General features: G+C 59.2%; 32 protein-coding genes. 3 read left to right on the forward strand and 29 right to left on the reverse strand.

All coding sequences use genetic code 11. The features are described from left to right. Positions 1-318 precede the first annotated feature (318 nt). From REH34_RS17200 to REH34_RS17270, 15 genes are all read right to left on the reverse strand, one after another. Positions 319-1,638, reverse strand: a complete 1,320-nt coding sequence (locus REH34_RS17200; RefSeq protein ID WP_311968557.1) for an integrase arm-type DNA-binding domain-containing protein — start codon at positions 1,636-1,638, stop codon at positions 319-321. A 319-nt stretch (positions 1,639-1,957) separates the two neighbouring features. After that, entirely contained in the window at positions 1,958-3,103 is a 1,146-nt protein-coding gene (gene xerC / locus REH34_RS17205; RefSeq protein WP_311968558.1) for an integrase, read from the reverse strand. After that, positions 3,100-3,312 (reverse strand): DUF4224 domain-containing protein, encoded by a 213-nt coding sequence (locus REH34_RS17210; RefSeq protein WP_311968559.1) that lies wholly within the window; start codon positions 3,310-3,312, stop codon positions 3,100-3,102. The genes xerC and REH34_RS17210 overlap by 4 nt, the downstream gene beginning before the upstream one ends. A 62-nt stretch (positions 3,313-3,374) precedes the next feature. Next, complete coding sequence (locus REH34_RS17215; RefSeq protein ID WP_311968560.1) at positions 3,375-4,016, reverse strand: Lar family restriction alleviation protein; 642 nt, start codon at positions 4,014-4,016, stop codon at positions 3,375-3,377. Further along, positions 4,013-4,252 carry a hypothetical protein gene (locus tag REH34_RS17220; protein WP_311968561.1) on the reverse strand — a complete coding sequence of 80 codons (240 nt, stop codon included), beginning with the start codon at positions 4,250-4,252 and terminating at the stop codon, positions 4,013-4,015. The genes REH34_RS17215 and REH34_RS17220 overlap by 4 nt, the downstream gene beginning before the upstream one ends. Further along, positions 4,242-4,937 (reverse strand): HNH endonuclease signature motif containing protein, encoded by a 696-nt coding sequence (locus REH34_RS17225; RefSeq protein ID WP_311968562.1) that lies wholly within the window; start codon positions 4,935-4,937, stop codon positions 4,242-4,244. Before REH34_RS17225 ends, REH34_RS17220 begins: the two co-directional genes overlap by 11 nt. After that, positions 4,934-5,419, reverse strand: coding sequence for a DUF2528 family protein (locus tag REH34_RS17230; RefSeq protein WP_311968563.1), 486 nt, complete (start codon positions 5,417-5,419; stop codon positions 4,934-4,936). Before REH34_RS17230 ends, REH34_RS17225 begins: the two co-directional genes overlap by 4 nt. A gap of 61 nt (positions 5,420-5,480) precedes the next feature. Further along, entirely contained in the window at positions 5,481-5,798 is a 318-nt protein-coding gene (locus tag REH34_RS17235) for a hypothetical protein (RefSeq protein ID WP_311968564.1), read from the reverse strand. Between the two features lie 14 nt (positions 5,799-5,812). Continuing rightward, a complete protein-coding gene (locus REH34_RS17240) occupies positions 5,813-5,950 on the reverse strand; it encodes a hypothetical protein (protein ID WP_311968565.1) in 138 nt (45 codons plus the stop codon). A 40-nt stretch (positions 5,951-5,990) separates the two neighbouring features. Beyond that, positions 5,991-8,813: a toprim domain-containing protein gene (locus REH34_RS17245; RefSeq protein ID WP_311968566.1), complete on the reverse strand. Its 2,823-nt coding sequence runs from the start codon at positions 8,811-8,813 to the stop codon at positions 5,991-5,993. A 2-nt stretch (positions 8,814-8,815) separates the two neighbouring features. Continuing rightward, positions 8,816-9,049 (reverse strand): hypothetical protein, encoded by a 234-nt coding sequence (locus REH34_RS17250; protein WP_311968567.1) that lies wholly within the window; start codon positions 9,047-9,049, stop codon positions 8,816-8,818. A 66-nt stretch (positions 9,050-9,115) separates the two neighbouring features. Then, positions 9,116-9,439 (reverse strand): hypothetical protein, encoded by a 324-nt coding sequence (locus REH34_RS17255; protein WP_311968568.1) that lies wholly within the window; start codon positions 9,437-9,439, stop codon positions 9,116-9,118. 44 nt (positions 9,440-9,483) lie between these two features. Beyond that, a complete protein-coding gene (locus tag REH34_RS17260) occupies positions 9,484-9,765 on the reverse strand; it encodes an ogr/Delta-like zinc finger family protein (RefSeq protein WP_311968569.1) in 282 nt (93 codons plus the stop codon). A 90-nt stretch (positions 9,766-9,855) separates the two neighbouring features. Next, a complete protein-coding gene (locus tag REH34_RS17265) occupies positions 9,856-10,320 on the reverse strand; it encodes a YmfL family putative regulatory protein (RefSeq protein WP_311972108.1) in 465 nt (154 codons plus the stop codon). A 29-nt stretch (positions 10,321-10,349) separates the two neighbouring features. Further along, positions 10,350-10,550, reverse strand: a complete 201-nt coding sequence (locus REH34_RS17270) for a DNA-binding protein (protein ID WP_311972110.1) — start codon at positions 10,548-10,550, stop codon at positions 10,350-10,352. Between the two features lie 103 nt (positions 10,551-10,653). On the opposite strand from REH34_RS17270, the gene REH34_RS17275 reads away from it, so the two are divergent. The 3 genes from REH34_RS17275 (at position 10,654) to REH34_RS17285 (ending at position 11,835) form a co-directional block, all read left to right on the forward strand. Beyond that, the gene (locus REH34_RS17275) at positions 10,654-11,010 is read left to right on the forward strand and encodes a helix-turn-helix transcriptional regulator (protein WP_311968570.1); all 357 of its coding nucleotides are present in this window, start codon (positions 10,654-10,656) and stop codon (positions 11,008-11,010) included. Between the two features lie 116 nt (positions 11,011-11,126). Continuing rightward, complete coding sequence (locus tag REH34_RS17280) at positions 11,127-11,396, forward strand: hypothetical protein (protein WP_311968571.1); 270 nt, start codon at positions 11,127-11,129, stop codon at positions 11,394-11,396. Further along, positions 11,362-11,835 (forward strand): DUF2511 domain-containing protein, encoded by a 474-nt coding sequence (locus REH34_RS17285; protein WP_311968572.1) that lies wholly within the window; start codon positions 11,362-11,364, stop codon positions 11,833-11,835. The genes REH34_RS17280 and REH34_RS17285 overlap by 35 nt, the downstream gene beginning before the upstream one ends. 10 nt (positions 11,836-11,845) lie before the next feature. Here the strand turns inward: REH34_RS17285 and REH34_RS17290 are convergent, their stop codons facing one another. The 14 genes from REH34_RS17290 to REH34_RS17355 form a co-directional block, all read right to left on the reverse strand. Next, on the reverse strand, positions 11,846-13,108 hold the full coding sequence (locus REH34_RS17290) for a phage late control D family protein (RefSeq protein ID WP_311968573.1): 1,263 nt from the start codon (positions 13,106-13,108) through the stop codon (positions 11,846-11,848). Continuing rightward, on the reverse strand, positions 13,105-13,545 hold the full coding sequence (locus REH34_RS17295; protein WP_311968574.1) for a phage tail protein: 441 nt from the start codon (positions 13,543-13,545) through the stop codon (positions 13,105-13,107). The genes REH34_RS17290 and REH34_RS17295 overlap by 4 nt, the downstream gene beginning before the upstream one ends. Positions 13,546-13,551: 6 nt before the next feature. After that, complete coding sequence (locus REH34_RS17300; protein WP_311968575.1) at positions 13,552-16,140, reverse strand: phage tail tape measure protein; 2,589 nt, start codon at positions 16,138-16,140, stop codon at positions 13,552-13,554. Beyond that, a complete protein-coding gene (locus tag REH34_RS17305; RefSeq protein WP_311968576.1) occupies positions 16,133-16,252 on the reverse strand; it encodes a GpE family phage tail protein in 120 nt (39 codons plus the stop codon). Before REH34_RS17305 ends, REH34_RS17300 begins: the two co-directional genes overlap by 8 nt. A gap of 8 nt (positions 16,253-16,260) precedes the next feature. Further along, positions 16,261-16,572, reverse strand: coding sequence for a phage tail assembly protein (locus tag REH34_RS17310; RefSeq protein WP_311968577.1), 312 nt, complete (start codon positions 16,570-16,572; stop codon positions 16,261-16,263). Between the two features lie 63 nt (positions 16,573-16,635). Continuing rightward, positions 16,636-17,151, reverse strand: a complete 516-nt coding sequence (locus REH34_RS17315; protein WP_311968578.1) for a phage major tail tube protein — start codon at positions 17,149-17,151, stop codon at positions 16,636-16,638. Positions 17,152-17,199: 48 nt separating this feature from the next. After that, positions 17,200-18,372 carry a phage tail sheath protein gene (locus tag REH34_RS17320; RefSeq protein ID WP_311968579.1) on the reverse strand — a complete coding sequence of 391 codons (1,173 nt, stop codon included), beginning with the start codon at positions 18,370-18,372 and terminating at the stop codon, positions 17,200-17,202. Between the two features lie 149 nt (positions 18,373-18,521). Continuing rightward, positions 18,522-18,896: a DUF1353 domain-containing protein gene (locus REH34_RS17325; protein WP_311968580.1), complete on the reverse strand. Its 375-nt coding sequence runs from the start codon at positions 18,894-18,896 to the stop codon at positions 18,522-18,524. Then, on the reverse strand, positions 18,893-19,450 hold the full coding sequence (locus REH34_RS17330; protein WP_311968581.1) for a DUF4376 domain-containing protein: 558 nt from the start codon (positions 19,448-19,450) through the stop codon (positions 18,893-18,895). Before REH34_RS17330 ends, REH34_RS17325 begins: the two co-directional genes overlap by 4 nt. 11 nt (positions 19,451-19,461) lie before the next feature. Continuing rightward, entirely contained in the window at positions 19,462-21,444 is a 1,983-nt protein-coding gene (locus REH34_RS17335) for a phage tail protein (RefSeq protein ID WP_311968582.1), read from the reverse strand. Then, on the reverse strand, positions 21,441-22,052 hold the full coding sequence (locus tag REH34_RS17340; protein ID WP_311968583.1) for a phage tail protein I: 612 nt from the start codon (positions 22,050-22,052) through the stop codon (positions 21,441-21,443). Before REH34_RS17340 ends, REH34_RS17335 begins: the two co-directional genes overlap by 4 nt. Beyond that, positions 22,049-22,963 (reverse strand): baseplate J/gp47 family protein, encoded by a 915-nt coding sequence (locus REH34_RS17345; protein WP_311968584.1) that lies wholly within the window; start codon positions 22,961-22,963, stop codon positions 22,049-22,051. Before REH34_RS17345 ends, REH34_RS17340 begins: the two co-directional genes overlap by 4 nt. Continuing rightward, complete coding sequence (locus REH34_RS17350) at positions 22,960-23,313, reverse strand: GPW/gp25 family protein (RefSeq protein ID WP_311968585.1); 354 nt, start codon at positions 23,311-23,313, stop codon at positions 22,960-22,962. Before REH34_RS17350 ends, REH34_RS17345 begins: the two co-directional genes overlap by 4 nt. After that, positions 23,310-23,891, reverse strand: coding sequence for a phage baseplate assembly protein V (locus REH34_RS17355; RefSeq protein WP_311968586.1), 582 nt, complete (start codon positions 23,889-23,891; stop codon positions 23,310-23,312). Before REH34_RS17355 ends, REH34_RS17350 begins: the two co-directional genes overlap by 4 nt. Positions 23,892-23,899: the final 8 nt, after the last annotated feature.

A 23,899-nucleotide genomic window follows, 5' to 3' on the forward strand; every position in this document is an offset into this window, starting at 1 on the left:
CCTCACGAGGGGCGTGACCTTTCAGGTTTCTGGCCACATTTTGCTGCCTCGGCAGCACTTGCAATGCCTGGTTTACGCCTGTGGACAAAAGACGTCAAGCGGCGAGATTTCAGACAATTAGCGCCTGTGGATAAAATTATCCTCCGGTGGACAATGGTGGTTTTCCACAGACGCTCAGTTGTGCCAGCCGTTTTTTTCAACGTTCGGTCCTTTTAAACGGGGCGGCTTTGCAGCCCCGTTTAAAAGGACCCGCGCGGAGGAGCTTCATGCGGTGCGGCGTGTAACTACACAGCGGGTTTGCAGCGGTGGGGCGGCGGGCTACTCGGCCCACCTGGCACTGCGAATGCGCGTGACGTTCTCACCCGCCTGCTTGGCAAATTCATGCGGCGTCACATGATCCCCGCGGTTTGCCTCCAGAAACCGACTCCACCAAGTCATGATCATCCGGCGCTCCTCAAGAAACTCGGCCTTGTGGATATACGCGGCGCGCACGTTGTTGCGTTCCTTGTGGCTCATCTGCCGCTCGATTGCCGTCTCTGACCACAACCCGGACTCGATCAGTGCGCTACACGCCATGGCGCGAAAGCCGTGGCCGCAGATGTCCGCCCTGGTGTCATAGCCCATCGTCCTCAATGCAGCATTCACCGTGTTTTCGGACATCGGTTTCCACGGCTTGGCGTCTCCGGCAAACACCAGGTCGAATTTGCCGGTGATCTTGTGGATCTGCTCCAGCAGGGTCACCGCGTGCGGGGATAAGGGTACGAGGTGAATGTCTCCGGCCATTTTTGTACCCCGTGTGGAAAAGGGTACGCCGTCCAACGCGGGGCGGGTGTCGGGTATCTCCCAGATACCGCGCTTGAGGTCAAACTCGTTCCAGCGAGCGAAGCGCAATTCACTGGAGCGCACGAACACGTGCAAGGAGAGCATCACCGTCAGCCGCGTGAGGGCCCTGCCGCGATAGGTGTCTATCAGTTCCAGCAGTTCTGGCAGGCGAGCCAGTGGCAGTGCGGGCCTGTGTTTCACGCGGGGGGCCTTTATTGACCCTTCGAGATCGTGCGCTGGGTTCTGGATGATCAGCCGGAGCCGTTTGGCTTCCCGCATGATGCTCTGGAGGTAGTTTTGTACCCTTAAGGCAACGTCGATCGTGCCGCGCTTCTTGATGGCCTCAAGCGGCGTCATCAAGTCATGGGTATCCAGTTCGACGATGGCTCGGGCGCCAATCAAGGGGAAGACGTGAGTCTTGAGCCGGCTCAGTACGGTTTTGGAGTGCCCGGGCGCCCACTTGGCAGACATTTCCTTGTGCCAGTCCAACGCTACTTCTTCGAATGTGCGGCCGTTGATAGCAGCCGTGGTCTTGGCGTCACGCTTTGACTCAATGGGATCAATGCCATTCGCCAGCTGCCTTTTCGCCTCGAGCCGTTTCCGTCGTGCATCGGCGAGGGTTATCACCGGGTAGTTGCCGAAAGAGGTCAGGCCCTCCCGCCCGTCTGGCTTTACATAGCGAAGACGCCAGCCTTTGCGACCATTCGGTTGAACGAGGAGGTAGAGCCCGTCGCCATCGAAGAGCTTGTAGGCGCGGTCTGTAGGCTTTGCCGAGCGGCAAGCAGTGTCGGTAAGAGGTGCGGTTGTACGCGACATAAGGGTACTCCCTATTATCGAATTGAAACCTACCCTAATCTTTACCCTTAAAAGCGCTGGCTGCCACCGGAATCCGACGGAACGCCAAAACGAAAAAACCCGCCAGAAGGCGGGTTTTTCAAGGGTTCCAGAGATTTTGAAAGCCTTCTCTGGAACCTCAAATGGTGCCGGCACCAGGAGTCGAACCCGGGACCTACTGATTACAAGGAACCTCTGTTTTCCTTATAAATCAGTCAGTTGTAAATTTTTCTGTTACGTGCAAAAACGGCGAAGCCCGCTGTTTATGCGGGCTCCGATGTGCTTGTTACGCAAGGGATTTTCAATCGGCAGAAGGATTCACCAGCGGAACGCTCAGGTCGTAAATATCCATCATTGACTCATCCCGGTGGCCGCTGGCCTCTTGCTTGTCTGCCCTGGTGCCAGTGGTGTCAGTGATCCCGCGGCGCTTCAGATCATGCAGGCCAAACCGTTGCTCCTGGTCAATTGTTCCGTCTCCAATGGCGGAAATCATGAAACGTTGCCAAGCACTATCCAGGCTGGATTTACGGAGCGCGCCTCCGTGGCTTGCGACGATGATGTAGCGACGATCGGCCCTGATGTGGATAGCGGTTTTCTTCTTGGTCCAGATCTCAGCGCGATAGGCCTTTGCCCCGTCCCATGCTGCCCGCAACCGCGGCGTCCAACGCACCACGTTGTCCCGGCTGCCCTTCCTTCGGTTTGTCATCACGCCTTCATCCAGCTCGTGTGCGTCTGTGAGGGTAATGACCTCGATGCCTCGCAGTCGGCACAAGTACGCAAGCTCCATCACGTAGCTTAAGTACTCCGGGCACCCGCCTGGCTCGTTTCTGGCCAGGCGACCAAATGCTCGGGCCCGATCGATAAGAGCGTCCATCACCAGGTGCGTTGGCAGCCTGCGGCGCTTACGTTCCACGGGCGCCTCGATCCCTAAAGCCGGATTTACATCGACGAAGCCTCTGTTTCTGCCCCACTGCATAACTCGCCGTAGATATCGAAGCGCGTGTGCAGCTTTTGAGGGTGTGCCGTCATCGGCGAGCCTATCGACGATCCTTTGCACCAGGGCGGGCGTGAATTTCTTGACGGTTAGGTCCCCAAGTTTGCCCAGTTTCGTGGGCAACTCGAGAAGGACGTCCCGTGAATAGCAATAATCCTCGTGAGTCTTCGGGGCCAGGGTTTTGTATTTGGCACTCCCGTGGAACTCTTTGCAAAGGTACCGCAGGGTCCCACGGTCGACGTTCGAGCAGTCGTCCATGATCTGGTGTAGATCCGCCAGCGACACCTCGGCTGGAGCGATGTTTCGCCTGCGCTGTTTGCCCGTCTCGTCATAGTGCAACGTGTACCAGACCCCTGATCCACGCTGGTCGAAGTAAACGGCCGCAGGGAGAGCGGCCTGATCGATGTGGGGGGGAATATGCGGATTATGCTTCCGCTTCCGTGCTTTCCTCATAGGATTTCGGCGTCGTACCGGTCTGCTGTGGCTGGCCTAAAACCGGCCGCTTGGTTAATGAGATCCAGCGTAGTCCACGGCCCTGTCCGGCCCCGGAACATGCGAATACCTTGCTCTACGAGCGTGCGCTCAACATCGGACCTGCGTTGATAGCCCGTGATGCGTTGCAGATCCTCGAACACCAGAATATTGGTTGGTTGGGAGTTCATGGCTTGCCTTCAATCAGGTGGAGCTCCCAAGGCAGTCTAGCGACGTACCTGGGAGCTGTTGATCAGAATATGGTCATGGAATTGCTGGGTTTATTCCTGGCGGCGTTGGAAAGGGGCATCCAGTGGGTGGCCTCCGGGTCGTACCAAAAACACCAGCCAATTTGGTCGTCATAAATCCATTCTGACAGTGCCACCTCCCCCCGGTAGGAGGTGATCAGGTAGTCACCTTTTCGATCTTCTGGCCGGCGATCAGCAACACTGATCCATTCGGCTAGGGCGGCCGATGCTGATTCAGGCGGATGAATCGCGCACGGCCAGCGTAGCGACCCGTCCCCAGAAGGACAGGAGCACGCAGTGTTGAGTGATGCAAGCTGCCCTTGTAGCGCATCGATTTGACACTGTAGAACCTCTGCAACTGCCCTTTCCTCGCCGCTTAGACTTGCCAACTGCCGCCGTTGCAAGTCAACGTGCTTGAGCATCAATACGCGATGATCGGTTTTTACTGTGGCGAGTTCTTGGACAATGGACTCGTCTGGGGTCTTGGCCCGCGTGTTCCACCAGTCATATGCACGTTGCTTTGTCTGGAAGTAGTCCATTTCCACACCGCATTCATTACAGAGGATGCGGTGATAGTTGTGGATGCTCCACATTGAATGGCCTGCTTTGCCATTGCAAAACGGGCATGACTTTAGTTCGTCACTCATCTTTTGCACCCCGGAGCGGGCAATGCTTCACGCTCAGATTCGATGAACCCGGTGGTCTTGACGCCGGCGCCGACCGCATTGATGAACATAACCTCTACTTTGGCTGAGTCGACTAGGACTTTGCCAACGTCTGCAATCGCTTTAGCACGGTCGATATCCATCGGCTTCTCAGGGTCCTGCAGTGCTTCCAAGGTCGCGAACAAATGGTCGCGAAGATCGGTCATTTTATTTTTCATCAGCGGCCTCGATAGCACGTTTCAGTTTGCCCAATTGGCGGATCGTACCCTTCAGTTCCGGCGGATACCGGTGGATGGTATTTCGCAACATCAGCTGGCTGCGTGTCAGCAACTCAAGGTTCTCGACTTCACAGTTGAGTCGATTTCCATCTTTGAACACTAGCGCATGCCCCTTGGGGATTGGGCCGTTTACGGCTTCCCAGTTTCGTCGGTGTGACCACTCCCAAACGTTCGGTTCTTCCACCTTGATTTTCATATAGCCATCGGTGGCCAAGACCTCGGTACCTACGTCGACATGGTTGTGAGGCATGGCGCCCTGGGCAAACTGTGTTTGCTCCGATCGACCGCCGGCACGGAAAGGTTTGTTCTTATTCCAGGCCGTGTTTCCTTTCTGAAACCTGGTTGCGGTGCCAGGGTCGTTGCTGGTGCTCAATCGTCCGCTATGTTCGCTTGCCAAGAACGAGCCGCTGCGATGGAGCCCAAGGGCTTGGGCTTTCGCATAGATAGCTCTCGCATCGCGTCCCAATAGCTGGATCAACTCACACATTGGCGTCTCCGGATAAAGCTCAGCCAGAGCGCGCTCTTCACCTGTCGTCCAAAATTTGCGCGGCATGGGTTGCCTGGGGCGCTGGTGCGCCAGGCGTTGGCGGGCATTTTCAAGGGCTTGAAGTGCTAGTGGGTTCATTTTACTGGCCCGCTTAATGCGCTGATTTCTGACAGCTCGACCTCAAAAAACGTCGGCACATCGACGGCTGCGCCGAGTACGCGGATCCCGCACCAGCCGTAGGGCATTTCAGCAGCTTCACATCCGCCGAAACCTTCCGTGCTATGCAAGTCGTAGGTCCGGGCAACACCAGGACTATCACCGAACAAATTTGTGAGTTCCGGGCCAAATTCTGCACCGCCTTGCTCGAGCATGATCCGGATCATGGTGGTGCCGGCCATACGGATTGCGACACGAATGATGTCTCCATTTTCATCGGCCAATCTGGTTTTGTTATCAGACAAATAGTCGTTGATCAGGCTGGCACGCTCTACGGTCAGTACGTCGAGGTTGACCTCGAGCGTCACCTCGTAGTCCTTCCACGATTCCGTAACGCGATATCGCTTCAAGTTCGCAGCGGTGGTAGCCTGATCCACGCCGCCGTTGTTGGTTGTCTCTTGCATGAGGTCTATCCTTTCGAAGTGGTAGGTGCCAGGGAGTTGCAGCTCCTCGGCACCGCTTGTTTTATTCCGCGCGGGCAACAGCGCCTCGCGGCTCGACTCGCACCAGGTGCAACACCAGGTCCTCGAACTCGACGTTCTCTTCTGTGCACGATTGCCATTCCAGAGCTGCCAGGACTTGCTCCGCGCTGCAGTTCAGCACCAGCATTTCGCGGTTGCCGCCGGCGGCCCGAACTTCCAAGATCCCGAGCAACCCCTGCGGGTCGTAGGCCTCGGCGTACACCATAGGAGCCTTCTTGCCCATGGCGCAGGCGAGGGCGTCGGCTTGCCTTTGCGTGGCCAAACCGTCTGAGCTATGCCGAAGAATCACTTGAATCAACATGTTGTTTTCTCGAGTCAGCGGATCAGCCAGATGATCAGGTCGGGTACTTGGGAGGCGGCACCGACCATCAGCAAGATGGAAATCACTACGCCTAGTAGCTGACCGGCAACGTGGCTCCGGTGCTGCTCATTGATTTGGTTCGTAGGTTGCATGAGTCTCTCCTTTCGGGGTAATTGGCGCGGGGTTGCAGCCCTACGCCTGGAAAATCCAGCACTTCACGGTTGCGGACTTCGCGACCGTATGATTTGCACGCATGGCCTGGTGCGCACGTACGGCGCTGTCGACGGCCTTGTTCTTCTCAAGGAACTTGTGGGAGCGGGATTCCGTCAGGCGATCGCGCAATTCGCCGACGTCGGCCAGCTTCTGGCGGTGCTCTGCAGCGCGCTCGGCGAACTCGTTGAGGTTGATCGCGATGAGGCCGTCCTTCTTGGCGTGGTTGACCACGGGGCCTTCGGCATCGAGGCTTTGCAGGTACTCGTACACTTCCCAAAATTCCGCGACGACAGGGTGATCAGCACTGATCGCGTTCTGCCGCTCGATCGCCATTCCGATGAGGCAGCGCTGGACGGTCTTCACCTGGTGCTCGCCCAGGGGCACGACATGGAGCAAGCAATCCAGCAGTGCCAGCAGCTGTGCGTGGTTCTTGATGATCCGCTCGACCCGGATGTAGCCCTTAAGTCGGTTGCCGCACGCCTGGCACGACTGGGAGTCCTGGTGCTGCGGATATTCGGTTGCGCACACAAAGCAATGGGAATGGAGCCTGCGCAGCATCGTTTCGTAGATGGGCATGCGATCGGCGAACAGCGTCATGACGGCGTCTTCCAGCTTCACTGCGGCGAGCAGGAAATGGCTGAGTCGGTCGCCATCCAGCGCGGTGAGCTTGTCGGCTGCGGCGCGGCTTTCCGGCGTTACGTTGGGGCGGACGAAGTGCAGCTTCACGATCCGGGTCATGATCGCTTCGGAGGCGACCACCGGGGCGTTCTGGCTGATGGCGATCGTTCCGCGGAAAGGCGGCTCATAGGTTTCGTTGCCGGCCGTTTTCACACCTTTGGTGGCCAGCGTGCCGCCGCCGAAGAAATCCTTGAGCTCATCCCATTCGAAGTTCTTTGCGTGGGACTTGTCGTCGCCACTGCGATCGGACTCCAGCAGCACGATTGGCATGCCCGAAACCTGGCCCATCAGGCGGCTACGCCCGGCCTTGGTTGATTTCGACGGGTCGAAGCCTTCATACCCGGCCCGGCCGAGCAGTTTCCATAGCAAGTTGAGCAGGGTGGTCTTGCCAGCGCCGGCTTCACCAGTGGCCTCAAGGAACGGGAACGACTGATACCGGGCGCGGATCTGCTCGGCGAAGAGGGATCCAAACCAGAAAGTCAGCGCGACGACGCCCTGAGCACCGAAGCAAGTCCACAGCAGCTTGATCCATTCGTCGCTATAGAGCTTGACGTCCCGCTGTGGTTTAACCGGCACGGCCTTCTGCAAGCTCTTGAGCTTGAGCTTGCCCATCTCGAAGAAGTCTTCGTCGTTGATGTCGATGATCTGCCCAGCGCGCACCGCCACGTCGCCGTAGACGTAGCAGCTGTATTCCTTGCTGTAGCCGATGTAGTCGATGGTCTGGACGGTTTTGATGCCGAACAACTGATCCTTCATGATCTTGTCGAGCTGCTGACCGCTGCCGGTGAACACTGCGCCGGCGCCCATGCCGAGCAGGCGCTTTTTGAACTCGCTTGCGGCCGCGACCTGGCCCCCGGTAAAGGTGTTTTTCACGGAACCACCGTCGTGGGGAAAGTCCACCTGGAAGAAGTACCAGGACTCGTCGGTGATCTCGTTCCGCTGGAAATACAGGGCCTTTGGGTAGCAGTTCGCAATCTCCACCACGCAACCCGACATCCGGAGGGCCTTTTCGCGGCGACCTTTTTCGTCGAGCAGTTGGTCTTCGTGGCCCTCGCTGGACTCGAGGGCCTGCATGGCGCTGTTGAACTTGGAGATATCCAGCTTGAACCAGTAAAGGCGCGAGTCGTAACCGAAGTGGAACTCCTCCCGTTCCTTCCAGGTGTACATCAGGTGCGCTTTCTCACTGGCGCTTTCGGCTATCAGCAGTGCGCCGTGATGGCGGGCTTGGCCTAGGTCGCTGTCAATGCGGCGTTGGCGGGCGTCCTCGTCGACAAAGGCCCACCGCTGGTGCAAGTCGTTCCAGTCGACCTTGCGCTTGTCCATCTGCGGGATCTGCGCTGCCGTACATTTGTAGCCCATTGAACGAGCCATGGTGACCCACTTGCGGGTGTAACGATGTGCACCCGGTTCGTTGTCCAAGGCCCAAACCAAAGTCGGCAGATTGCCGTCCCGATCGCGTGCCAGATCCCGCAGAGATTGCTCAGGGAATGCGTTCGATGACATGGCAGCTACGGCCGCGATGCCGTGATGCTGCAAGGCGATCGCATCAAAGATGCCCTCGACGATCCATACCTCGCTCGCCTCGAGTAGGTCGACGTGGGGCGATGTCCACCACACGCCCTTGTAGCTCTCGCCTGGTTTGAAGCGGGCCTTCTTCTTACCAAAGCGTTGCGGCTGATCTATCAGACGCTCCCAGTAGCCTCCTTTTTCAAGCGGAAATCGTACGGTCGCGGAGCCGATGCCAAGGTCGCGGTCGAAGTAGTTCTCCTGGGTGAACAGGCCATCCAAGTGTTCGAGGTGAAAGCCTCGCCCGAACTCCAAGTAGGCCCGAGCACTGGCGGTTGGCTGCGACTCCGTCGAAGGGGCGCGCTTGCTCCAATCGTCGAACAGGTCGCTATAAAGCTCCTTGACGTGCCACTGCTGACCGCACTTGCTCTCCCGGCCGCATTTGATAAACCAAGGCGTATTGAAGTTGGTGTACAGCTCTTTTTTGGCGCACGCAGGGCATTCGCCGCCGCGCATATAGTCGGTGCCAGCGCGGTGACGTAGGCCGTAGTCACGTTCGAGCCGGAGAAGAACCTCAGTCCTGACTTTCTCTTGCTCAACCGAGAGGTGCTTTTGCATGGTTACGCCTGCTCATTCATAGCGGCTTGAAGCGCGCCGAGGGTTTTCTTCTGTGCTGCCAGTGCTGGGTACTTCGCCAGGATCGCCCCGGTACGCAAACCATCAGCGATAAGCCGGAATTCGTCCGAGTACCAGTGCTCCTGGATTCCGAGACGCAGCTGCTCGCGCAGGTGCGTCTGGAACGCGGAGGCGGTGCCTCGAGGCAAATCCATACGGATCGAAAGCAATGTGTTCACGGTATGTCCCCTGATTTCGGGCGCAATTTGCCCAAACCCACGGCAGCGGGTCAGTCGTTGTTTAGGTCAGTCGACGGGGCGGTTGGGCCGTATGTCAGGAGGATCGATCAACACTTGGAAGATCATTGCTACCGGGACGGCAAAGCTCTTGCCGCTCGCCGGATCGGAGAGGATGGCTACCGAGCTGCTGCTGGAGGAGATATCCAGGTGCCGCTGTGTGCCGGCGACGCGCAACTCGCTGTAGGCAAGGCTCGCCAAGGTTTCGGCGAGATAAACAGGCACCTCATGGAAGGCCTGCAGGTGAGTGACAGCCCGAGTGAATAGCTGTTGGTCATCGCCCAGATGTTCACTCTGATGCCGGTGCATGAAGGTAAGCGCAGCTTGCTGCATTGACGCTCGGTATTCGGTTTCTATCCTGCTTGTAGGGGTATGCATCACACCGCCTCCAGTTCGAGTAGGTCCATCTGTTGGTCTGAGTCCGATCGCATGGCATCGCGTCGGATAGAAACGGGTGCCACCGGAAGTTGGACGCCTGGATTCGGCATGCCGGAGGGACTCATTTCATGGGTGATTTCGAACTGGCCGCGATACGTTGCGCCGCATGCCTCGTTGCAACATTGCAAGTACGCAGTCCGCAGGAAAATATGCTGACCAACGCTCGTGCGAATGCGCAGTGACCCGCCGCAGTGCGGACACACCAGCTTGTACGTGCTCACTATGTTCTCCCCGTCGCTAATCGCGACCTTCGGCCTTAGCCGAGAATTGGCGGTGCTTCCTGCACCTACTTCGATTCCTGCCTGCCCGGGTTATTTTTCCCGGTGCAGAATGATCACTGCGGCAATTTCCTCGTGACGCGCTGCTACATGGGCGCGGTGAGCTGCGAGGATTTGCTCAACTTCCAGGGCGTTGATGACGCCGTCTTTCAACGCCTCGGCGATAATTAGGTCCACAGCACCGCGCTTCACTGCGGTGTTTACTGCGCGGGCATATAGGTCGAGGTTGTCCATCTGTTCCGGGTTGGCGAGCGGAACGAAGACACCCCCGTAGAGGCCGCATACGTACTCAGGCAAAAACGCCGTGCCGGCGTCCTGCTCAAGCTGGTGGATCTGGCTATCGCTCAGCGGCCGGGCGCCTTTGTTTTCGTAGGCGTGGTTGTCGAACTTCTTCAGATCCAGGCCGAGGCGTGGGGCGGCGCATTCGCGACCACCGGGATAGGCTCCGATCAAAGCGCTCACCACTTGGCGCCGTGTTTCCAGAGTTGACCGCTTCATTTTCTGGTTTTTCATGTAGGCCGCTGCCGTTAGTTTGATATCACGCCGTCTTTGATCCCGAGCAGCACCGCAGCGCGATGTGACTCCCCTCTACGGCCCTTCTTCCTGCCGTGTAGTAGATCGCTGACCAAATTTTTGTTCAGCCCATGCTCCCGGCAGAAATCGACAATGGTTACGCCGCGACGATCAAGTTCTGCGCGGGCTTGCTCTAATGTGAGGGGGCTAGGCATAGTGTTCATTCGTGTACTTTCGTGTTGCATGTGCCACCATTATGCCCAAGATTTTGGCTGTGTAAAGCTCGTGCTGCCAAAAAATTGTGTGCCTGGAGATTCCTTGGAAAAAACATTGGGCGAACGGCTCCGGGAGGAGCGCGAAAGGCTTTCGCTTAATCAAGAGCAGATGGCTGATTCGGGAGGCGTAAAACGTAATTCCCAAGGCAATTACGAGCGAGGTAGACAGAACCCCGACACCGCATATTTATTGGCGATCGCAGCTATTGGCGCGGACATTCATTACGTTCTGTTTGGTGAGCGGAATTTGGGTGCCGGAGATCTTTCGTCCGATGAGTCGAAGATATTGGAAACGTACCGAGCCTTGACCCCAGGTGACAAATTCATGGTCACCCGCATGGCCACCAGCCTTCTCGCTATGAAGACGCGAGCCGAAGACCAGGAACAAAAAACTGGCTGACGGCCCGCTGCAATCCCTCCCCCGAAAATCCTCAAGCCCCCGAGCCAGAGCCTCGCGGGGCCTTTAGCATTTCCCCATCAGGTCGATTTCGTCGTGCATTTCAAGGAGCTCTACACATGCACGATTCGCGAAAACTTGGTGACAACCAACTGCCTATTAACGAGGCGGGCAATGGGCAGCTGTCCCCTATTGAGGTCCGCCTACTGGGCCTATACAGGCAGCTTTCCGAGCAGGATCAGTACTATCTGCGCCGACTGGCTGAAGCTATGGGGATGGCTACCGATACAGTGACCAGCCTTTCCGATGGAGGGCGGGAGATTGAAGATAATTGGATGGAAGAGGGGAGTAGGAATGAGTCTTACAGCCTGCAAAGAGTGCAAGCATGAAGTATCAACGACGGCGAAGGTGTGCCCTAGTTGCGGTGTCAGCGATCCAGGCACTACCGCTACTCAGGCAGTCCTGGGATTAAGCCTGGTCGCCTTGGTCGTTTGGGTTGGGTTCAAGGTTTGGGGCTTTTTCAGCCCGAGCGAGCACCAAGTCGCACCGGATGTACCAGCTGTTTCGATATCGGCGTCAGAATATGGCGAGCAATGGCCATTGACCTTGGCCAACGGCTCCCTCTCGTGCCAATCACCTTCGTGGGTGCTGTTCAAGTCGAACGATGTCACCTATGCGGTCAACGGTTCAGCCCGCAGCCGCATGAAGCAATTCAATTGGCACGATATCTCCGAGGTTCAGCGGGACGTAGTTGCCAATGGGGCGATGTGGAAAGCCACCGTCACGCCACTGATCGACCGTGGCCTGGCTCTTTGTAAGCACGGCTGACACCCTATATTCAAGCGGCGGCGTTCAGCCGCTTGAATTCTCGTTGGACTGCCCGCTTGGCGCTGGCATGGCTGGCATAGAGGTGCGGTAGCCGCCGCGGCTGGGCCTGGTCTCCGAGCGTGATCTTTTTCTCCTTGCCGGTTTTCTCGTCCCGGTACATCGCTGCGATCCCCGTGTATTTCACAGTGGAGTCCGCCAGATCCGTCACGTCCTCTTCTTCCGGAAGCTTCGATTCGAGCTCAAGGCTGGTGGTAAACGCCTCAGTGGTGAAGCTGTGTTTGACGTTCCCGCCCAGCCAGACAATTTCCGTAATCTGCTCCTTGATCCCAGAAAGCACATAGCTCAGCTCCGGAATGAGGTCAGGCCTACCTTTCGCCAGGGTGTAGCTCAGCGTCGCGCTACCACGCTGCAGGCGGCGAAATTCTGCCCGGGCGGCATTCAGCGCGCTTCTGCGATCTGAATAGACATGCCGGAGATCCTTCAGCGCCTCGCCGGCGCCGGCGACCGCCTCCTTTTTCGCCGCGCTATTCACTTCGTAGTAGAACGCGCGTACGCCAGTGTAGCTATCCCGATCGGCCTGCAGAAACCGGTGCTGATCCCCGTCTGTACGCGTCAGGTTCACATATGGCAAGGCCAGTCCGCTGGCTGAAGTGGAGCCACCGACAGCCATGAACAGCAGTTTGCCTGCCTTTACGGTGGCGATTGCATCGTGCTCGATGCCCAAGCGAGTGAGCACGTTGGCGTCAGACTCGTTCGCTTGGTCCAGGTGATCGATCTTGAGCATCTGGAACGCTGCGCCGACCACGGCGCCCAGACCATAAGTAGAGGCGATCGCCTGGACGATGTCGCGTATCGATTGGCCGTGCCAGCTGCGCTCGCGTTTCACCTTGAATCCGGCGCGCAGATCAGCGCCGCGGGCTCTGATATTCAGTATGTCGGGCGCTCCGCTGTGCTCTGTTTCATCCACGGTATAGGTGCCCTTATCGACCAAACCGGTATCACTCCAGCCGAGCCACAGCCGAATCACCGCGCCTCGACGGGGGATGGCCAACTTGCCGTCGTGGTCGGAAAGAGTAATCTGCAGCTGATCGGATACCAGGCCACGGTTGTCGTCGAGATCCAGGCCGACCAGGCGATCGACCACAGCAGAGGTGATGTCGTTGCCGTCGACCACCACCCGGCAAATGGGTTTGGGATAGCTTGTGAGCTCGCGATAGGCATCGGCTGCTTTGCTGACCTGCCCGCTGGCTGCGCTGAGTAGGGTATCAATCACAGCAAGCTCCGAAGGATGTTGCCCGCCGTGCTGATCCCGGTACCGAGTAGATCGACGCGGCCGTCATCGATGCGCTTGAGGCTGACAGTGAATTCCACCCGGCGCGCGGCGCCATCCCTGAAAAACAGGGTGCGGGTCTCGCTGATGCTTTCGATGATCCATATCCCGAGTACGCGCCCAGTGCCCTCGATGAGTGGCCAAGCCTTACCGGTATCGGCCATCGACCTAAGCGCGTCGAGGCTCAATGGCGTGCCGGCGAGCCCGGGGAGCACCACCCCCGGCAGAGTGATGGAATCCTCGCCACGGCCGAGGAACTGCCGCGCAGGATTGGTACCGATGCGGGAAGTACTTCCATGTCGCCATTCCGTCTGCCGCTGCAGCTCCTGGTAGACCAGGGTTTCAAGGGTGAAGATGAACATGCCCAAGGCCATCATCATGGTCGGTTACTCCTGGTCGAACAGGGAGCTACGTCCCCTCGCCTGTTTGGCTGATTGGCGCCGGTCCAGCTCGGCAGAGACTGCTCGGGCGATCGCCGCAGGGTCCATGCCTGGCGCCGCATTGATCTCGATCTTGATGCTGTCGCCAGCCCTTTGGACGGTGGTCGGTGCAGCTGCTGAGATGGGGGCTCTGTTGTCGATCGCCAGCGCGCCGCTCGATGCCCCGACGCCCAGCGCGAGTGCGCCGGCCTGGGTGAACCGCTTGCTCATTGAGGCGAGCGCTTGCAACGGCTCGCTTTGGCCACGATTCAGCCCTTGAGCAAGTCCTTCCATGGTGAACCCGCCCAGTTGGGCAAACACCCTCGAGGGGCTGTGGATCCCGAGCTTTTCCTTGAACCAGGAGATGGTGCTTTCGCCGGCGTTAGTGATCGCGCTCTTGACCGCGCCCAGGCCGTTGCTGATCCCGGTGGCCAGGCCACTCAGGATCATGCCGCCGAAGTCTGTGAACTTGGCAGGCAGCTCGACGCCGAAATAGCTCATGACCCCGGCGAAGGCGCGGTAAAAAATGCCAAGCGGGCTGAAGTTGGTGAGGATCCGAAGCACGCCGGCGATTCCGCCCTGGGCGTCCTGGGTGATCTCGGCCCACAGCGAGCCGAAGTAGCTCTTCACCGCGTCCCAGTTCTTGTAGATCAGGTAAGCCGCCACCGCGATCGCCGCGATAGTGGCGGTGATCGGGTTTGCCATTGCCAGGCGCCCGACCCACAGCAGCGCCTGGCCGACCATGGGCAATGCTTTCTGAGCCAGCCACATAAGAGAACCAACTAGCCCTGGGATTTTGATGCCGATCATGGACAGGGCGAATCGGACTGCGAGGAACGGCCCCATGGCGCCCGCGACGGCCAGCGCTGCTGCGCCAAAGCCGGTTGATACAGCTGCGATGCCGAGTGCCGCTTTCAAAGCGCCTTGTACCAGTCCAGGGTTGGCTTGCACCCATGCGTTTATCTTGGTCAGCACCCTGTCGACCCCCTCGCCGAACTCGACAAGGGCGGGACGCAGGGTTTCCCCCATGGCGCTGCTGAGGTTGAACAGCCGGTTCTTGGTCATTTCCAGCCGCGCGGACAACAAGTCGCCTTTGATGTCGCCTTCGCGCTGCATCGAGCCATTGCCCTTATCGGTGCGAACCAGATCCAGCTGGCGACGGTATTCACCCATGTTGGCGGCCAGTTTCGCAGCGTCGTCGCCGTATTCCTTGCCGAAAAGCTGAGTCATGACCCCCAGCTGGTCGCCCTTGGGCAGCTTATTGACCGCATCGAGCACCGCCTCGATGGTGCCGGTGGCATCCTTGGTCATCCCTTCTTGCACCTTTTTCGCCTCAAGCCCGATGGCCTTCAGCCCGAGCTGGAAGCGCTTAGGTTGCTGGGTCGCGATGGCCAGCTCACGGATCATCGCGTTGGTCGCGGTACCCGCGATTTCGGCAGATGACCCGAGGGTCAGGAACGTGGAGCCCAGTGCAGCGGCATCCTTAAACGACATGCCCACCGACGCAGTGATACCCGCGGTGCGCTGCATTACATCGATGATGTCGGCGCCCTTGGACATGGCGTTATCGTCCAGGTAGTTGATCGCATCACCCAGCTTGCTGACATCCTTGATGGGGATTTTGTACATCTCTGCGATCCGCGCGAGGCTCTCCCCAATCTGATCAGCAGGAAGGTCGAACGCGGTGGCCGCAGTGGCAGCCACCCGAGCGAATTCGAGTAGGTCGTCTTTGCCCTGGATCCCCATCCGCGCGCCGCCCTCGACCAGTGCTGCGATGTCCGTGGTGGCCATGGGGATATGCTCGGCCATGGTCTTGATGGCCGCGCCCATTGCGTAATAGGTCGGGGTCAGCTTGCCGTTGGCGTCACGGGCGCCGTCGACCTGCTTCGCTACCCCGGCCATGGCATCCTCGAAGGCGGAGTAGTTTTTGATCATGCCCAGGACGGGCATGCCAGCAGCAGCGCCCGTGGCGACGCTGCTCGCGCCGGCGACGGCCGCCTTGTCCTGGAGTTCTCGACCCTTGTTATAGCTTTCCTTGACCTTCGCCACGCGCGCTTGCTGGCGGCTGACTGCTGCGAGCCGGTCCTTTTGGGTCTGCAGCGCGGCATTGGCGGCCTGGATATCGGCAGCGAGACGCTGCTGGGTGGCACCGAGGTTCCCGGTATCGGCGCCTGTGGCTTTGACCAGGGGGATCAGCCGCTGCAGCTCGGCTCTTTGCTCACCGTGCTTGGCCGACAGCCGATCGACCGCCGCACTGGCGTTCGCAAACGTTTTCTGGAACTTGGCAGAAGGGGCGTCCATGGATTTTAGCTGCTCGCGGTACTGGCGCAGCTTGTCCTGGGCTTTTGCCAGTTCCTCGGAGCTTTGGCGCACCGCCTCGCGCTGCCGGGCGTAGCCGGTCACGTTGGCCTGCTGGGCGTTGAGCTCTTTTACGGCGTCTCTTGCTTCCTTCAACGCCCTGACGGTCTTGTTGGAACCGGCGGTAATGTTTCGGAGCGGACCTGTGACCTTGTCGATAGCCGACCACAGCATTTCCAGCTTCAACTTGTCAGTCATCTTTGACCCCGCTCCTTACTCGCGCGCGCTCGCGCCATTCCATCAGCTCCGATAGGGACAGCGGATCCATCGCCGCTGGCCCCCAGTGAAAAATCACCGCTATGTCCGCCATCGCGTCATCTACGCAACGAGGGACGCTTCCGCCTTCGCCGATTTCGGTAGCAAAAAATTGGTGATTACCGTCCCCATCTGCACCAGGTCAGCCGGATCCATGTTGCCGATCTCGTGATCGGTGAGTGCTGGAGTGGTAATGCGGGGCAGCAACTTGCGCAACGCCAGGACATCCATCTGCATCACATCGATCAGCGACAAGCCGCGCAGCTCGCCGGAGCGCGGCTTGCGGATCACAACGCTGTCGATAGGAGCTTCGCCGCGCACGATCGGCGTATCCAGCTCGACGGTTTCTTCGTAGGGGGTTTTTTCGGTGGTCATAACGTCTGTTCCTTGGGAGGGGGAATGCGTGCCGGCTGCTTTGCGGGCGGCCGGCGTATTGGGTTAAAGGCCGATCGCCTTGCGGTGCGCGGCGTACATGTCGGTACCGTTGACGTTGAAGATGAAGTTCAACAGGTCGATCTCGATCTCGACATTCGAATCGATGGTCAGCTTGTAATAGCTGCAGGTCGTGGTGAATTTGTGCTCGGTATCTTCACCAGGCTGCGCGTCACCCATGTCGATTTCCTCGTGGCGGCCGCGAACTACTACCTCAACCGCGCTGACGTCGCCTGTGTCATCGCGTTGGACTGAACCTGCCCAGCGCAGCATCACGCCGCTGGCCGAGATGGCGCCGAATTGACGGAGGGCGGTCAGATCCCAGCCGCCCAAAGTCCATTCGATCTGGATCCCGTCGTCGCCGTGGCCCAGGTCGACCTTGACCGGGCCGTCCATGCCGCCGCCGCGCCATGCCTCAAATTTGCGCGCGAGTTTGGGCAGGGTCACGCTCTTGGATTGGCCGACGTAGCTGGTACCGTCGTTGAACAGGTTCATGTTCTTGAGCTTTTTGGGCAGCGCCATTTGGGGCTCTCCTACGGCGCGGCCAAGGCCGCGCGAATGATCGGGTTATCAGGAATTGACGCGGCTGGCGAAGTCCACCAGGTATCGGTCGGTGATGCGCTGGCGAAGGTTGAGGTTCTCGAGCGGCGGGACCGGGGTGTAGTCGTAGTCCAGGTAAAGCTTGCCGGCCTTGAGGGTGTCCTTGTCGTTTGCGGCCTCGTCGTACCAGCACTCGCCGCCAATCAGGTAGCCCAAACGAGTCATCTCGCGGAACTTCGCGTTGATGCCCTCGACGATGTCGCGCACCAGGCTCGGGTGCATGGGCTTGTCCACAGCCCAGAATTGGCCCTCGGCCATAGTGTCTGCCAGCACCTGGGCCGTGCGGGTGTAGTTCTCGAAGGCGAATAGCGGATCGTCGCTGCAGGTACGCGAACCCCAAAAGCGGAAGCCGTCACGGCGAATCAGCGTGGTGACATCAGCAGCGTTGAGCAGCCCGGCGTCGGTAGCGGGGTTCTGCAGGTCCCAATAGATGTCCTTGCTCAAACCAGTGACACCGTTGACCCCGACGTTCGACAGGGTCTTGTGCCAGCCCACCTGCTCATCGATCTGAGCGCGAAGGCCCAAGGCCCGTGCGACGGCCGACGCGGTAACGTCCGCGCTGGTGACGGTGTCCCAGCTGACGAAATCCGGCCAGGCCAGCATCAACTCGCGAGCAGAAAAGTTTTCGCGATAGGCGATCGCCTCCGACGCGGTCTGGCATTCCCATGCATTGGCATAGGCAAAGCCGCGCAGCTTCTGGGCAATGGTCACCATGGCGGTGGTCACTGGCAACGAGTCGAGCCCTGGTGCGCCCAGAATGCGAGGCCGCACGCCCAACTGGACCTCGGCAGCGAGCAGCGCCTGCATGCCGGTGTATTGTCCATTGGCGTTGACCCCGCCGATCACGTTTGAGGTCGTGAGAGCGTCGGTGCCGCCTTCCTCTACGCGCACCACCACGGTGACCGGGCTGGCCTGGTCGGAAATGGCATCAAGGCTCGCCGCCAAGGTGCCCAGTTCGCCGGCCTTACCGCTGGCGGTCAGCACATCGGTCAGCAGTACCGGCTTGTTCAGGGGAAAAGTGGCCGCGTCGGCATCGCTGGCGGTGCAGACCATGCCGATGATTGCGGTGGAAATGGTACGGATGGGGCGGCTGCCCTCGTTGATCTCTACGACCCGTACGCCGTGGTGGTAATCGGTAGCCATTGGGGTGTCCTGCGCGTGATTGGCGATAAAGCGCAGAGTGACGCGCGCGCGACTGAGCGACGAGCGAGGCGGGATGTAACGAGGCTTCCTACATCGCAGACGAAAAAAAGCCCCGCATGTGCGAGGCGAATCCTCCCCAGGTGAAACTATTACGCAGCGGTCCTGTAATGCGAAGCTCCCCCAATGCGCACTCCCACCCAAAACAGCCAGGCACGCCACTTCGCTATGCCCTCAGCGCGCAGCGCACGGTAGAACACTGCGTCGGCGCGGTCGCGGCTCATCACACCAGTGGTGTAGAGAAAGTCATGCACAGTCGCTGCATAGTTTCCGTATCCCGCTACCAACGCGAAGAGAAGAAACAAAAAAATGTTATGCAGCGAGCCAATGCTGGCGAAGTTTGTTTGGAAACCCGAAGGCACTGAAATATTGCCTTCTATTTCATCTTCGAGGTCCAGGCGGCCCAGCAAAGTGTGATTCCATTTTCCAACTTGCTCAGTTTTAAGAGTGTTCAAGAACTTGCTCATGTTGGCCACCCCTCGACCAGCATCGCATCAGCGTAAGTGCCATCAGTCAGGGCGCTGAGTAAGACGGCCTCGCGGTCATAGCAAGCCTGGACATAGTCACCGACGGCATCGGCGATCGCGACTAGCTGCGTAGCACTGAGCTCGATGTATTTTCCGTCAGATTGCTTCCAGTTCACCGAATAACTCGCATCCCTCTGAGCTCGCACGGCGGCAGCAGTCAGCTTCATCTGCGTCGTTCGATCAGTAAGAACAGCTACGCCGCTTACGGCCGTTCCGGCTGTCTCCCGCAAGAAGCGCTCATCTGCAATTTTCTGGATGCGGTCTTTGGCGATGTAGTCGGCCGATTCCTCGAACGAGACGAAGGACCAACTGTTACCTTTTCTCGTACCGTTCCAGCCCACCGCAATATTCGGATGATCATCAACCTGAATAAGTGATGCGGTGTACTCGGGATTGCCAGGAAATACTTCGTCCACCGTAGTCCCACTCGGATTTGGAACCGTGACAACGCTAATTACTACGTTGTCTGGGTCCAAGGTCACATAAATGCTCATGCGCGCTCCTGTTAAAAAGTAAATCCAGTCAAAATAGCGGCCGCCAAAATTGCCGCCGTTGTCGACACGGAGTTGAAGAAGAAGTAGGCGATCGTCCTTGGCGTGTGAATGGGCAAGTCAGCAAACGAGTTGTTATTCGAGCAGAGCCCAGACGAGCTAGTCAGAAGAATTTGTGTAGCCGAACCGCCGGCGACAGCCGCAATCCCGCCCTGAAGCGTCATTGGGCCGCTGCTATAGTTTGAGGTCATGCTCAAAAAACCATCTACGGACAGCGCGCCAAAAGGAATGCTCGCAGATGCCACCGTTTGCCAGGATTGCGACGTTGGTATGGCCGAAAGACTCACAATTGCAGACTGAGCCAGTCTTACCCTTCGACCTACCTGGGTGAACGCACCAAAGGTGGTCGGAGTGCTGCCCACCGGAGCAATCCCGATCAGAGCTGTAGCGGTATAGCCCGCTGGAAGGTTTGCGCCTTGATACGTTGCAGGAGCGCCTACCGTCCCAACTGTCCCGGCCGACTCCATCTGCCCAAAAACGCCATAAGCCTTGGTTACCGGGTTGTAAGCAGCGTAAACCAGCAAGAACCCGTTTGCCGTGGCAGAACCCGTATCCAATCCGCCTATACCTGTTTTGCTCAAACTGAGCTGCGCTGAAAAGTTGGGGATCTTCCACGTCTTGCTGGAGTTCGCCACGCCTACGATGACCCAGTCGTCGACCCATCCAGAAATTGTCGCGCCGACGATGGTGATATTTCGAATACGTGCCGATGGCCCGATGCCCGCTGGCGCAGATAGCGGCGCGCCGCCAGCGTTGCTCAACAGCACCCACGACCCAGTACCTATCGCGCTGTTCCACTGCAGAACCAACTCGCCATTGGCAGCGATCTCGCCGCCTTGCAAGACAGAGTGCGTCAGGTCCACGATCGGAGCGGGCGCCAAGGCATTGACCTTGAATGTCGCTGCCCCGGGGTTTGGATTCGAAGCTTTTAGCCGGACTACCATTTGATCTTTCAGCTCGGTTATCGCCGGGGAATACAGTCCAACGTAGGCACCAGCCGCGCCGGTATCGACGGCCAGAATTCCCGCGGAAACCTGAATTGCCTGCGCCACGCGAAGTGCCGTCATGGTCTTGCTCGCGTTGATGCCGGCGATAGCTTCGGACTGGGAGGCCTGCTTGCCGACCAGCAGTTCGAACACCAGCGCAGTGGCGCCAAGCGTGATGGGTGCGTTGGTCGTCAACTGCCAGATGCTATCCGCGTACGCATCGCCTTCCTCTACGACCACCAGGACGCCAGGGGTAACCTCGGCAGATATATCAGCGTCCGTTGCCCGGGACCAAGGGCCGGCGGCCGCGACGTACAAACCGTTGTCTTTCCCGGTGTTCTGCGTCGGTACCAGGACGCGATCTCCTGCGACCACCACGACGCCATCGACGGTTTGTAGCCCGCTCAGGACGATGTTTGCAGTTGCGACAGCTCGTACTGATTGCTTGTAGTCCTGCTTGCTCAGTTCCGTAGCAACGGCCTGATCTACATAGGCCCTGGTAGCCAATACCACCGAAGGGTCGATTTTCAACTCAACACTGCTGGTATTGCTGACGATCAGGTTCATGCGCACAGTCTGGGTGCGCCCCGAGCCCTGAGTGAGCAGCGGCTTGAAGGATGGCGGGCAGTTGGCCACAGCAACCATATCGCCGGCATCGTCGTATAGCGCTAGCTCGCGGATCCAGAACCCGCCGACCTCGGCCGGGATGACCTGCTCGGCAACTATGATCGCTGAGTTATTCGGGTCCACCTTCAGCTGGTTGAGCGGTGCGCGGCGAACTTCATTGATGAGCTTGGTCTGGGTCGCTGCAGGCATTGGCTCAGTGCCGTTCGCATCACCCACACCCATTTGAGTGATTTTCCATCCAATGCCGAGGGCATCGGCGTTCGCCTGCTTGGCCAGGCCGATGTTTGTGAGGATGGCGTAAAACTGCGAGGTCTGGTCGGTCATGGGTAGATGTCCAAGGTATCAATAGTTGTTTCACGGGCCACGCGGCCGATGACGCCCGAGACCTCGATGTCTCGGGGTTCAGGTGGGTAAACGTCGATTTCATCGCCGTCGTATGCAGCGGCGCCGCGATAGGTGCGGCCATCGGTGCCCAGGCTGATGGCGAGGCCAGTCAGCTGCCTGCTTAGGGGTTTGGCGTCGTCGATGAGCCAGGTGAGCAGGTCATACATCTCCTCGGTGATCCCGGTGTCGAGGACACCGACCTTGATCGCGAACGTGCCAGGCACGCCGGGCGGTACCGTCTGCCACCACTCCACAACCTCGAGCAGATAACCCAGTGGCTCGACGACACGCCGCAGCGCGCCGATCGTCCCCTTGTGGGAGTGGACGTAGTAGGACGATTTGATGACCTGTCGCTTGGTCACTTCTGACCAGGTCGAGTCCCAGCGATCTACCGAAAAAGCCCAGGCAAGGTACGGCAGCAGGTCGACGGGGCAGCGGTCCGGGCTCACCAGGTCCTTGATAGGAATCGGGACTTGGTAAATCAAAGCGATGGCTTCGGCCGTCAGGCTCTCCAGCTGCTTCGCGTTTGGCGGAAGTAGGGCAGTCATGTCTGGGCTCCGACCACGACGCGGACGCTGGTGCAGTACGCGGCTTGGCTGGAAGTGGGAGTGATGTCCACCCAGTTCGCAAGAACCACCTTGCGCACGCCTTCGACATGCAGCGCGGCGTCGATCGCGGATCGGGCAATTTCCACACCTAGCCGGCGGCGTTGGTTTACGAACGCCGTCAGCTTCGCTTCGGAGGCTGCGCGGATCGGCTCGGCCTCGGGCCCAGTCGAAGGCAGGTAGATGGTCGCGTCCACGCTGTATGGCATTACCTGGGCGGACTGGACCGTCAGGCGATCGGCGACTGGGCGCCGATCATCGTCGCTTAGGTACGCCGCGACGGTCGCAACCACATCGTCCGATACCGTACCGTCGGCCAGGAGCGATTGCACGGTGACCACCACTTCCGCTGGGGAGGGGCTATCCGCTGTCGCGTCGGCGATGGTCCCGTGGGCACTGCGCGCGTGCAAGATATAGCTGTTACGGGGGCCCGCAGTGGAAAGGCCTTCCCAAGCCATCTGGGCGCGTTCGCGGAGGCTGTCATCGGACTCCATAACTGCTGCGACAGGGGGTACCGCGGTTGGATCGGCCGGAGTGACCACTAGGCGAGAGACGTTGCAATTCGCCGCGAGCTGCACCAAGTCATCGCCCTTTGCCTTGGCGAGCATGGTCGCAAGGGCCGCCTCGTTCACCCGTTGGCGCCAGAGCGTCTCACGATATGCGTTCTCCTGGATGAGTTTTGTCAGTGGCTCCGACTCGAGGGCCAGCGTCGCGGCCACCTCGGCCTGCTGTGCCGTTGGCCAAAGACTGACCGCGTAGGCCTTGCGCTCTGCGAGGATGATTTCGTAGTCGATCTGCTCGACCACGGCGGGATCCGGCAGGGCTGCGAGGTCGATCGGCGTAAAGGTAGTCATGCGGTGGCTCCCATGTTCAGCGGTACGCGCAGGCTGGTCGAGGAATTGGTGTCTACCCGGGTAGCGCTGATATCGAGGAATGCTTGCCCAGGGCTGTCGCCCAGGGTCAGTTGGATCTGGCTCAAACGGATCCTCGGTTCCCAGCGCATCAACGCTGTAGCGATTGCGGCGTAGGCCTGCAGGCGTGTGGCATCGTTCAAGGGCCAGTCCACAAGGTCTGCGAGCTGGCTGCCGTATTCGCGGCGCATCACCCGAGATCCGAGAGGCGTGGTCAGGATGTCGCCGATCGACTGCACCAGGTGCTCGTTGTCGGTGATGGTTCGGCCCGTGGCCGCGTTCATGCCAATCATGGGACCGGCCCGTCGGAGACGCCGCCGCCACGCTGGACGCCGCTGGTCCTGTGGTTGATCAGGCTGATTTTCTGAGGTCCGGCGGTCACGTCCTGGGTCGAGTTGATCAACCCATCAACGTCAAGGTTTCCCACGATCGACATACCACCAGGTGCGACGACATCCACCTTGCCGCCGCTTGGTAGCGTGGCGGTGAGGGTGTGGGTGTCGGTGTCATAGTCGATGACGGCCCCGTCGCGATACTTGCGGCGATGGCGGGTCAGACTGGTGTCAGGTGCAGGAAACTGGTTGCTGTAGATGCCCACCAGCACGAAGCCGGTTGCCGGGTCGCCCGAAGGCGAGAGAATCACGCACTGCTCGCCAATGCTGGGCGGATCCCATTCGCTGTCGGTACCGGCGCGTGGCGCGAAAAAGGGAAGCCAGGCCGATACCAGGCCACCGCTTTTGACCCGGCACAGGGGCGCGTTCTGATCGATTTCGGCAATGGTGCCGCCACGGATCAGGTTTTCAAGGCGTCGGGTCAGATCGGAGAGTTTGTCCATGCCGCCGATGGTGGCGCTCGCGCGTGCGAGGATCATCCAGCTGG

The organism is Pseudomonas baltica (assembly GCF_031880315.1).
Taxonomy (GTDB): Bacteria; Pseudomonadota; Gammaproteobacteria; order Pseudomonadales; family Pseudomonadaceae; genus Aquipseudomonas.

What these genes read in the sequence shown, in the direction of transcription:
- REH34_RS17350 (WP_311968585.1), bottom strand. Translation starts at nt 23,313, where the DNA reads ATGATTGGCATGAACGCGGCCACGGGCCGAACCATCACCGACAACGAG.
- REH34_RS17255 (WP_311968568.1), bottom strand. Translation starts at nt 9,439, where the DNA reads ATGCAGCAAGCTGCGCTTACCTTCATGCACCGGCATCAGAGTGAACAT.
- REH34_RS17340 (WP_311968583.1), bottom strand. Translation starts at nt 22,052, where the DNA reads ATGACTGCCCTACTTCCGCCAAACGCGAAGCAGCTGGAGAGCCTGACG.
- REH34_RS17240 (WP_311968565.1), bottom strand. Translation starts at nt 5,950, where the DNA reads ATGCAACCTACGAACCAAATCAATGAGCAGCACCGGAGCCACGTTGCC.
- REH34_RS17265 (WP_311972108.1), bottom strand. Translation starts at nt 10,320, where the DNA reads ATGAAGCGGTCAACTCTGGAAACACGGCGCCAAGTGGTGAGCGCTTTG.
- REH34_RS17300 (WP_311968575.1), bottom strand. Translation starts at nt 16,140, where the DNA reads ATGACTGACAAGTTGAAGCTGGAAATGCTGTGGTCGGCTATCGACAAG.
- REH34_RS17215 (WP_311968560.1), bottom strand. Translation starts at nt 4,016, where the DNA reads ATGAGTGACGAACTAAAGTCATGCCCGTTTTGCAATGGCAAAGCAGGC.
- REH34_RS17210 (WP_311968559.1), bottom strand. Translation starts at nt 3,312, where the DNA reads ATGAACTCCCAACCAACCAATATTCTGGTGTTCGAGGATCTGCAACGC.
- REH34_RS17305 (WP_311968576.1), bottom strand. Translation starts at nt 16,252, where the DNA reads ATGGCGGACATAGCGGTGATTTTTCACTGGGGGCCAGCGGCGATGGAT.
- REH34_RS17335 (WP_311968582.1), bottom strand. Translation starts at nt 21,444, where the DNA reads ATGACCGACCAGACCTCGCAGTTTTACGCCATCCTCACAAACATCGGC.
- REH34_RS17235 (WP_311968564.1), bottom strand. Translation starts at nt 5,798, where the DNA reads ATGTTGATTCAAGTGATTCTTCGGCATAGCTCAGACGGTTTGGCCACG.
- xerC (WP_311968558.1), bottom strand. Translation starts at nt 3,103, where the DNA reads ATGAGGAAAGCACGGAAGCGGAAGCATAATCCGCATATTCCCCCCCAC.
- REH34_RS17220 (WP_311968561.1), bottom strand. Translation starts at nt 4,252, where the DNA reads ATGAAAAATAAAATGACCGATCTTCGCGACCATTTGTTCGCGACCTTG.
- REH34_RS17230 (WP_311968563.1), bottom strand. Translation starts at nt 5,419, where the DNA reads ATGCAAGAGACAACCAACAACGGCGGCGTGGATCAGGCTACCACCGCT.
- REH34_RS17345 (WP_311968584.1), bottom strand. Translation starts at nt 22,963, where the DNA reads ATGACTACCTTTACGCCGATCGACCTCGCAGCCCTGCCGGATCCCGCC.
- REH34_RS17200 (WP_311968557.1), bottom strand. Translation starts at nt 1,638, where the DNA reads ATGTCGCGTACAACCGCACCTCTTACCGACACTGCTTGCCGCTCGGCA.
- REH34_RS17315 (WP_311968578.1), bottom strand. Translation starts at nt 17,151, where the DNA reads ATGGCGCTGCCCAAAAAGCTCAAGAACATGAACCTGTTCAACGACGGT.
- REH34_RS17280 (WP_311968571.1), top strand. Translation starts at nt 11,127, where the DNA reads ATGCACGATTCGCGAAAACTTGGTGACAACCAACTGCCTATTAACGAG.
- REH34_RS17310 (WP_311968577.1), bottom strand. Translation starts at nt 16,572, where the DNA reads ATGACCACCGAAAAAACCCCCTACGAAGAAACCGTCGAGCTGGATACG.
- REH34_RS17325 (WP_311968580.1), bottom strand. Translation starts at nt 18,896, where the DNA reads ATGAGCAAGTTCTTGAACACTCTTAAAACTGAGCAAGTTGGAAAATGG.
- REH34_RS17245 (WP_311968566.1), bottom strand. Translation starts at nt 8,813, where the DNA reads ATGCAAAAGCACCTCTCGGTTGAGCAAGAGAAAGTCAGGACTGAGGTT.
- REH34_RS17320 (WP_311968579.1), bottom strand. Translation starts at nt 18,372, where the DNA reads ATGGCTACCGATTACCACCACGGCGTACGGGTCGTAGAGATCAACGAG.
- REH34_RS17330 (WP_311968581.1), bottom strand. Translation starts at nt 19,450, where the DNA reads ATGAGCATTTATGTGACCTTGGACCCAGACAACGTAGTAATTAGCGTT.
- REH34_RS17295 (WP_311968574.1), bottom strand. Translation starts at nt 13,545, where the DNA reads ATGATGATGGCCTTGGGCATGTTCATCTTCACCCTTGAAACCCTGGTC.
- REH34_RS17355 (WP_311968586.1), bottom strand. Translation starts at nt 23,891, where the DNA reads ATGATCCTCGCACGCGCGAGCGCCACCATCGGCGGCATGGACAAACTC.
- REH34_RS17270 (WP_311972110.1), bottom strand. Translation starts at nt 10,550, where the DNA reads ATGCCTAGCCCCCTCACATTAGAGCAAGCCCGCGCAGAACTTGATCGT.
- REH34_RS17285 (WP_311968572.1), top strand. Translation starts at nt 11,362, where the DNA reads ATGAGTCTTACAGCCTGCAAAGAGTGCAAGCATGAAGTATCAACGACG.
- REH34_RS17225 (WP_311968562.1), bottom strand. Translation starts at nt 4,937, where the DNA reads ATGAACCCACTAGCACTTCAAGCCCTTGAAAATGCCCGCCAACGCCTG.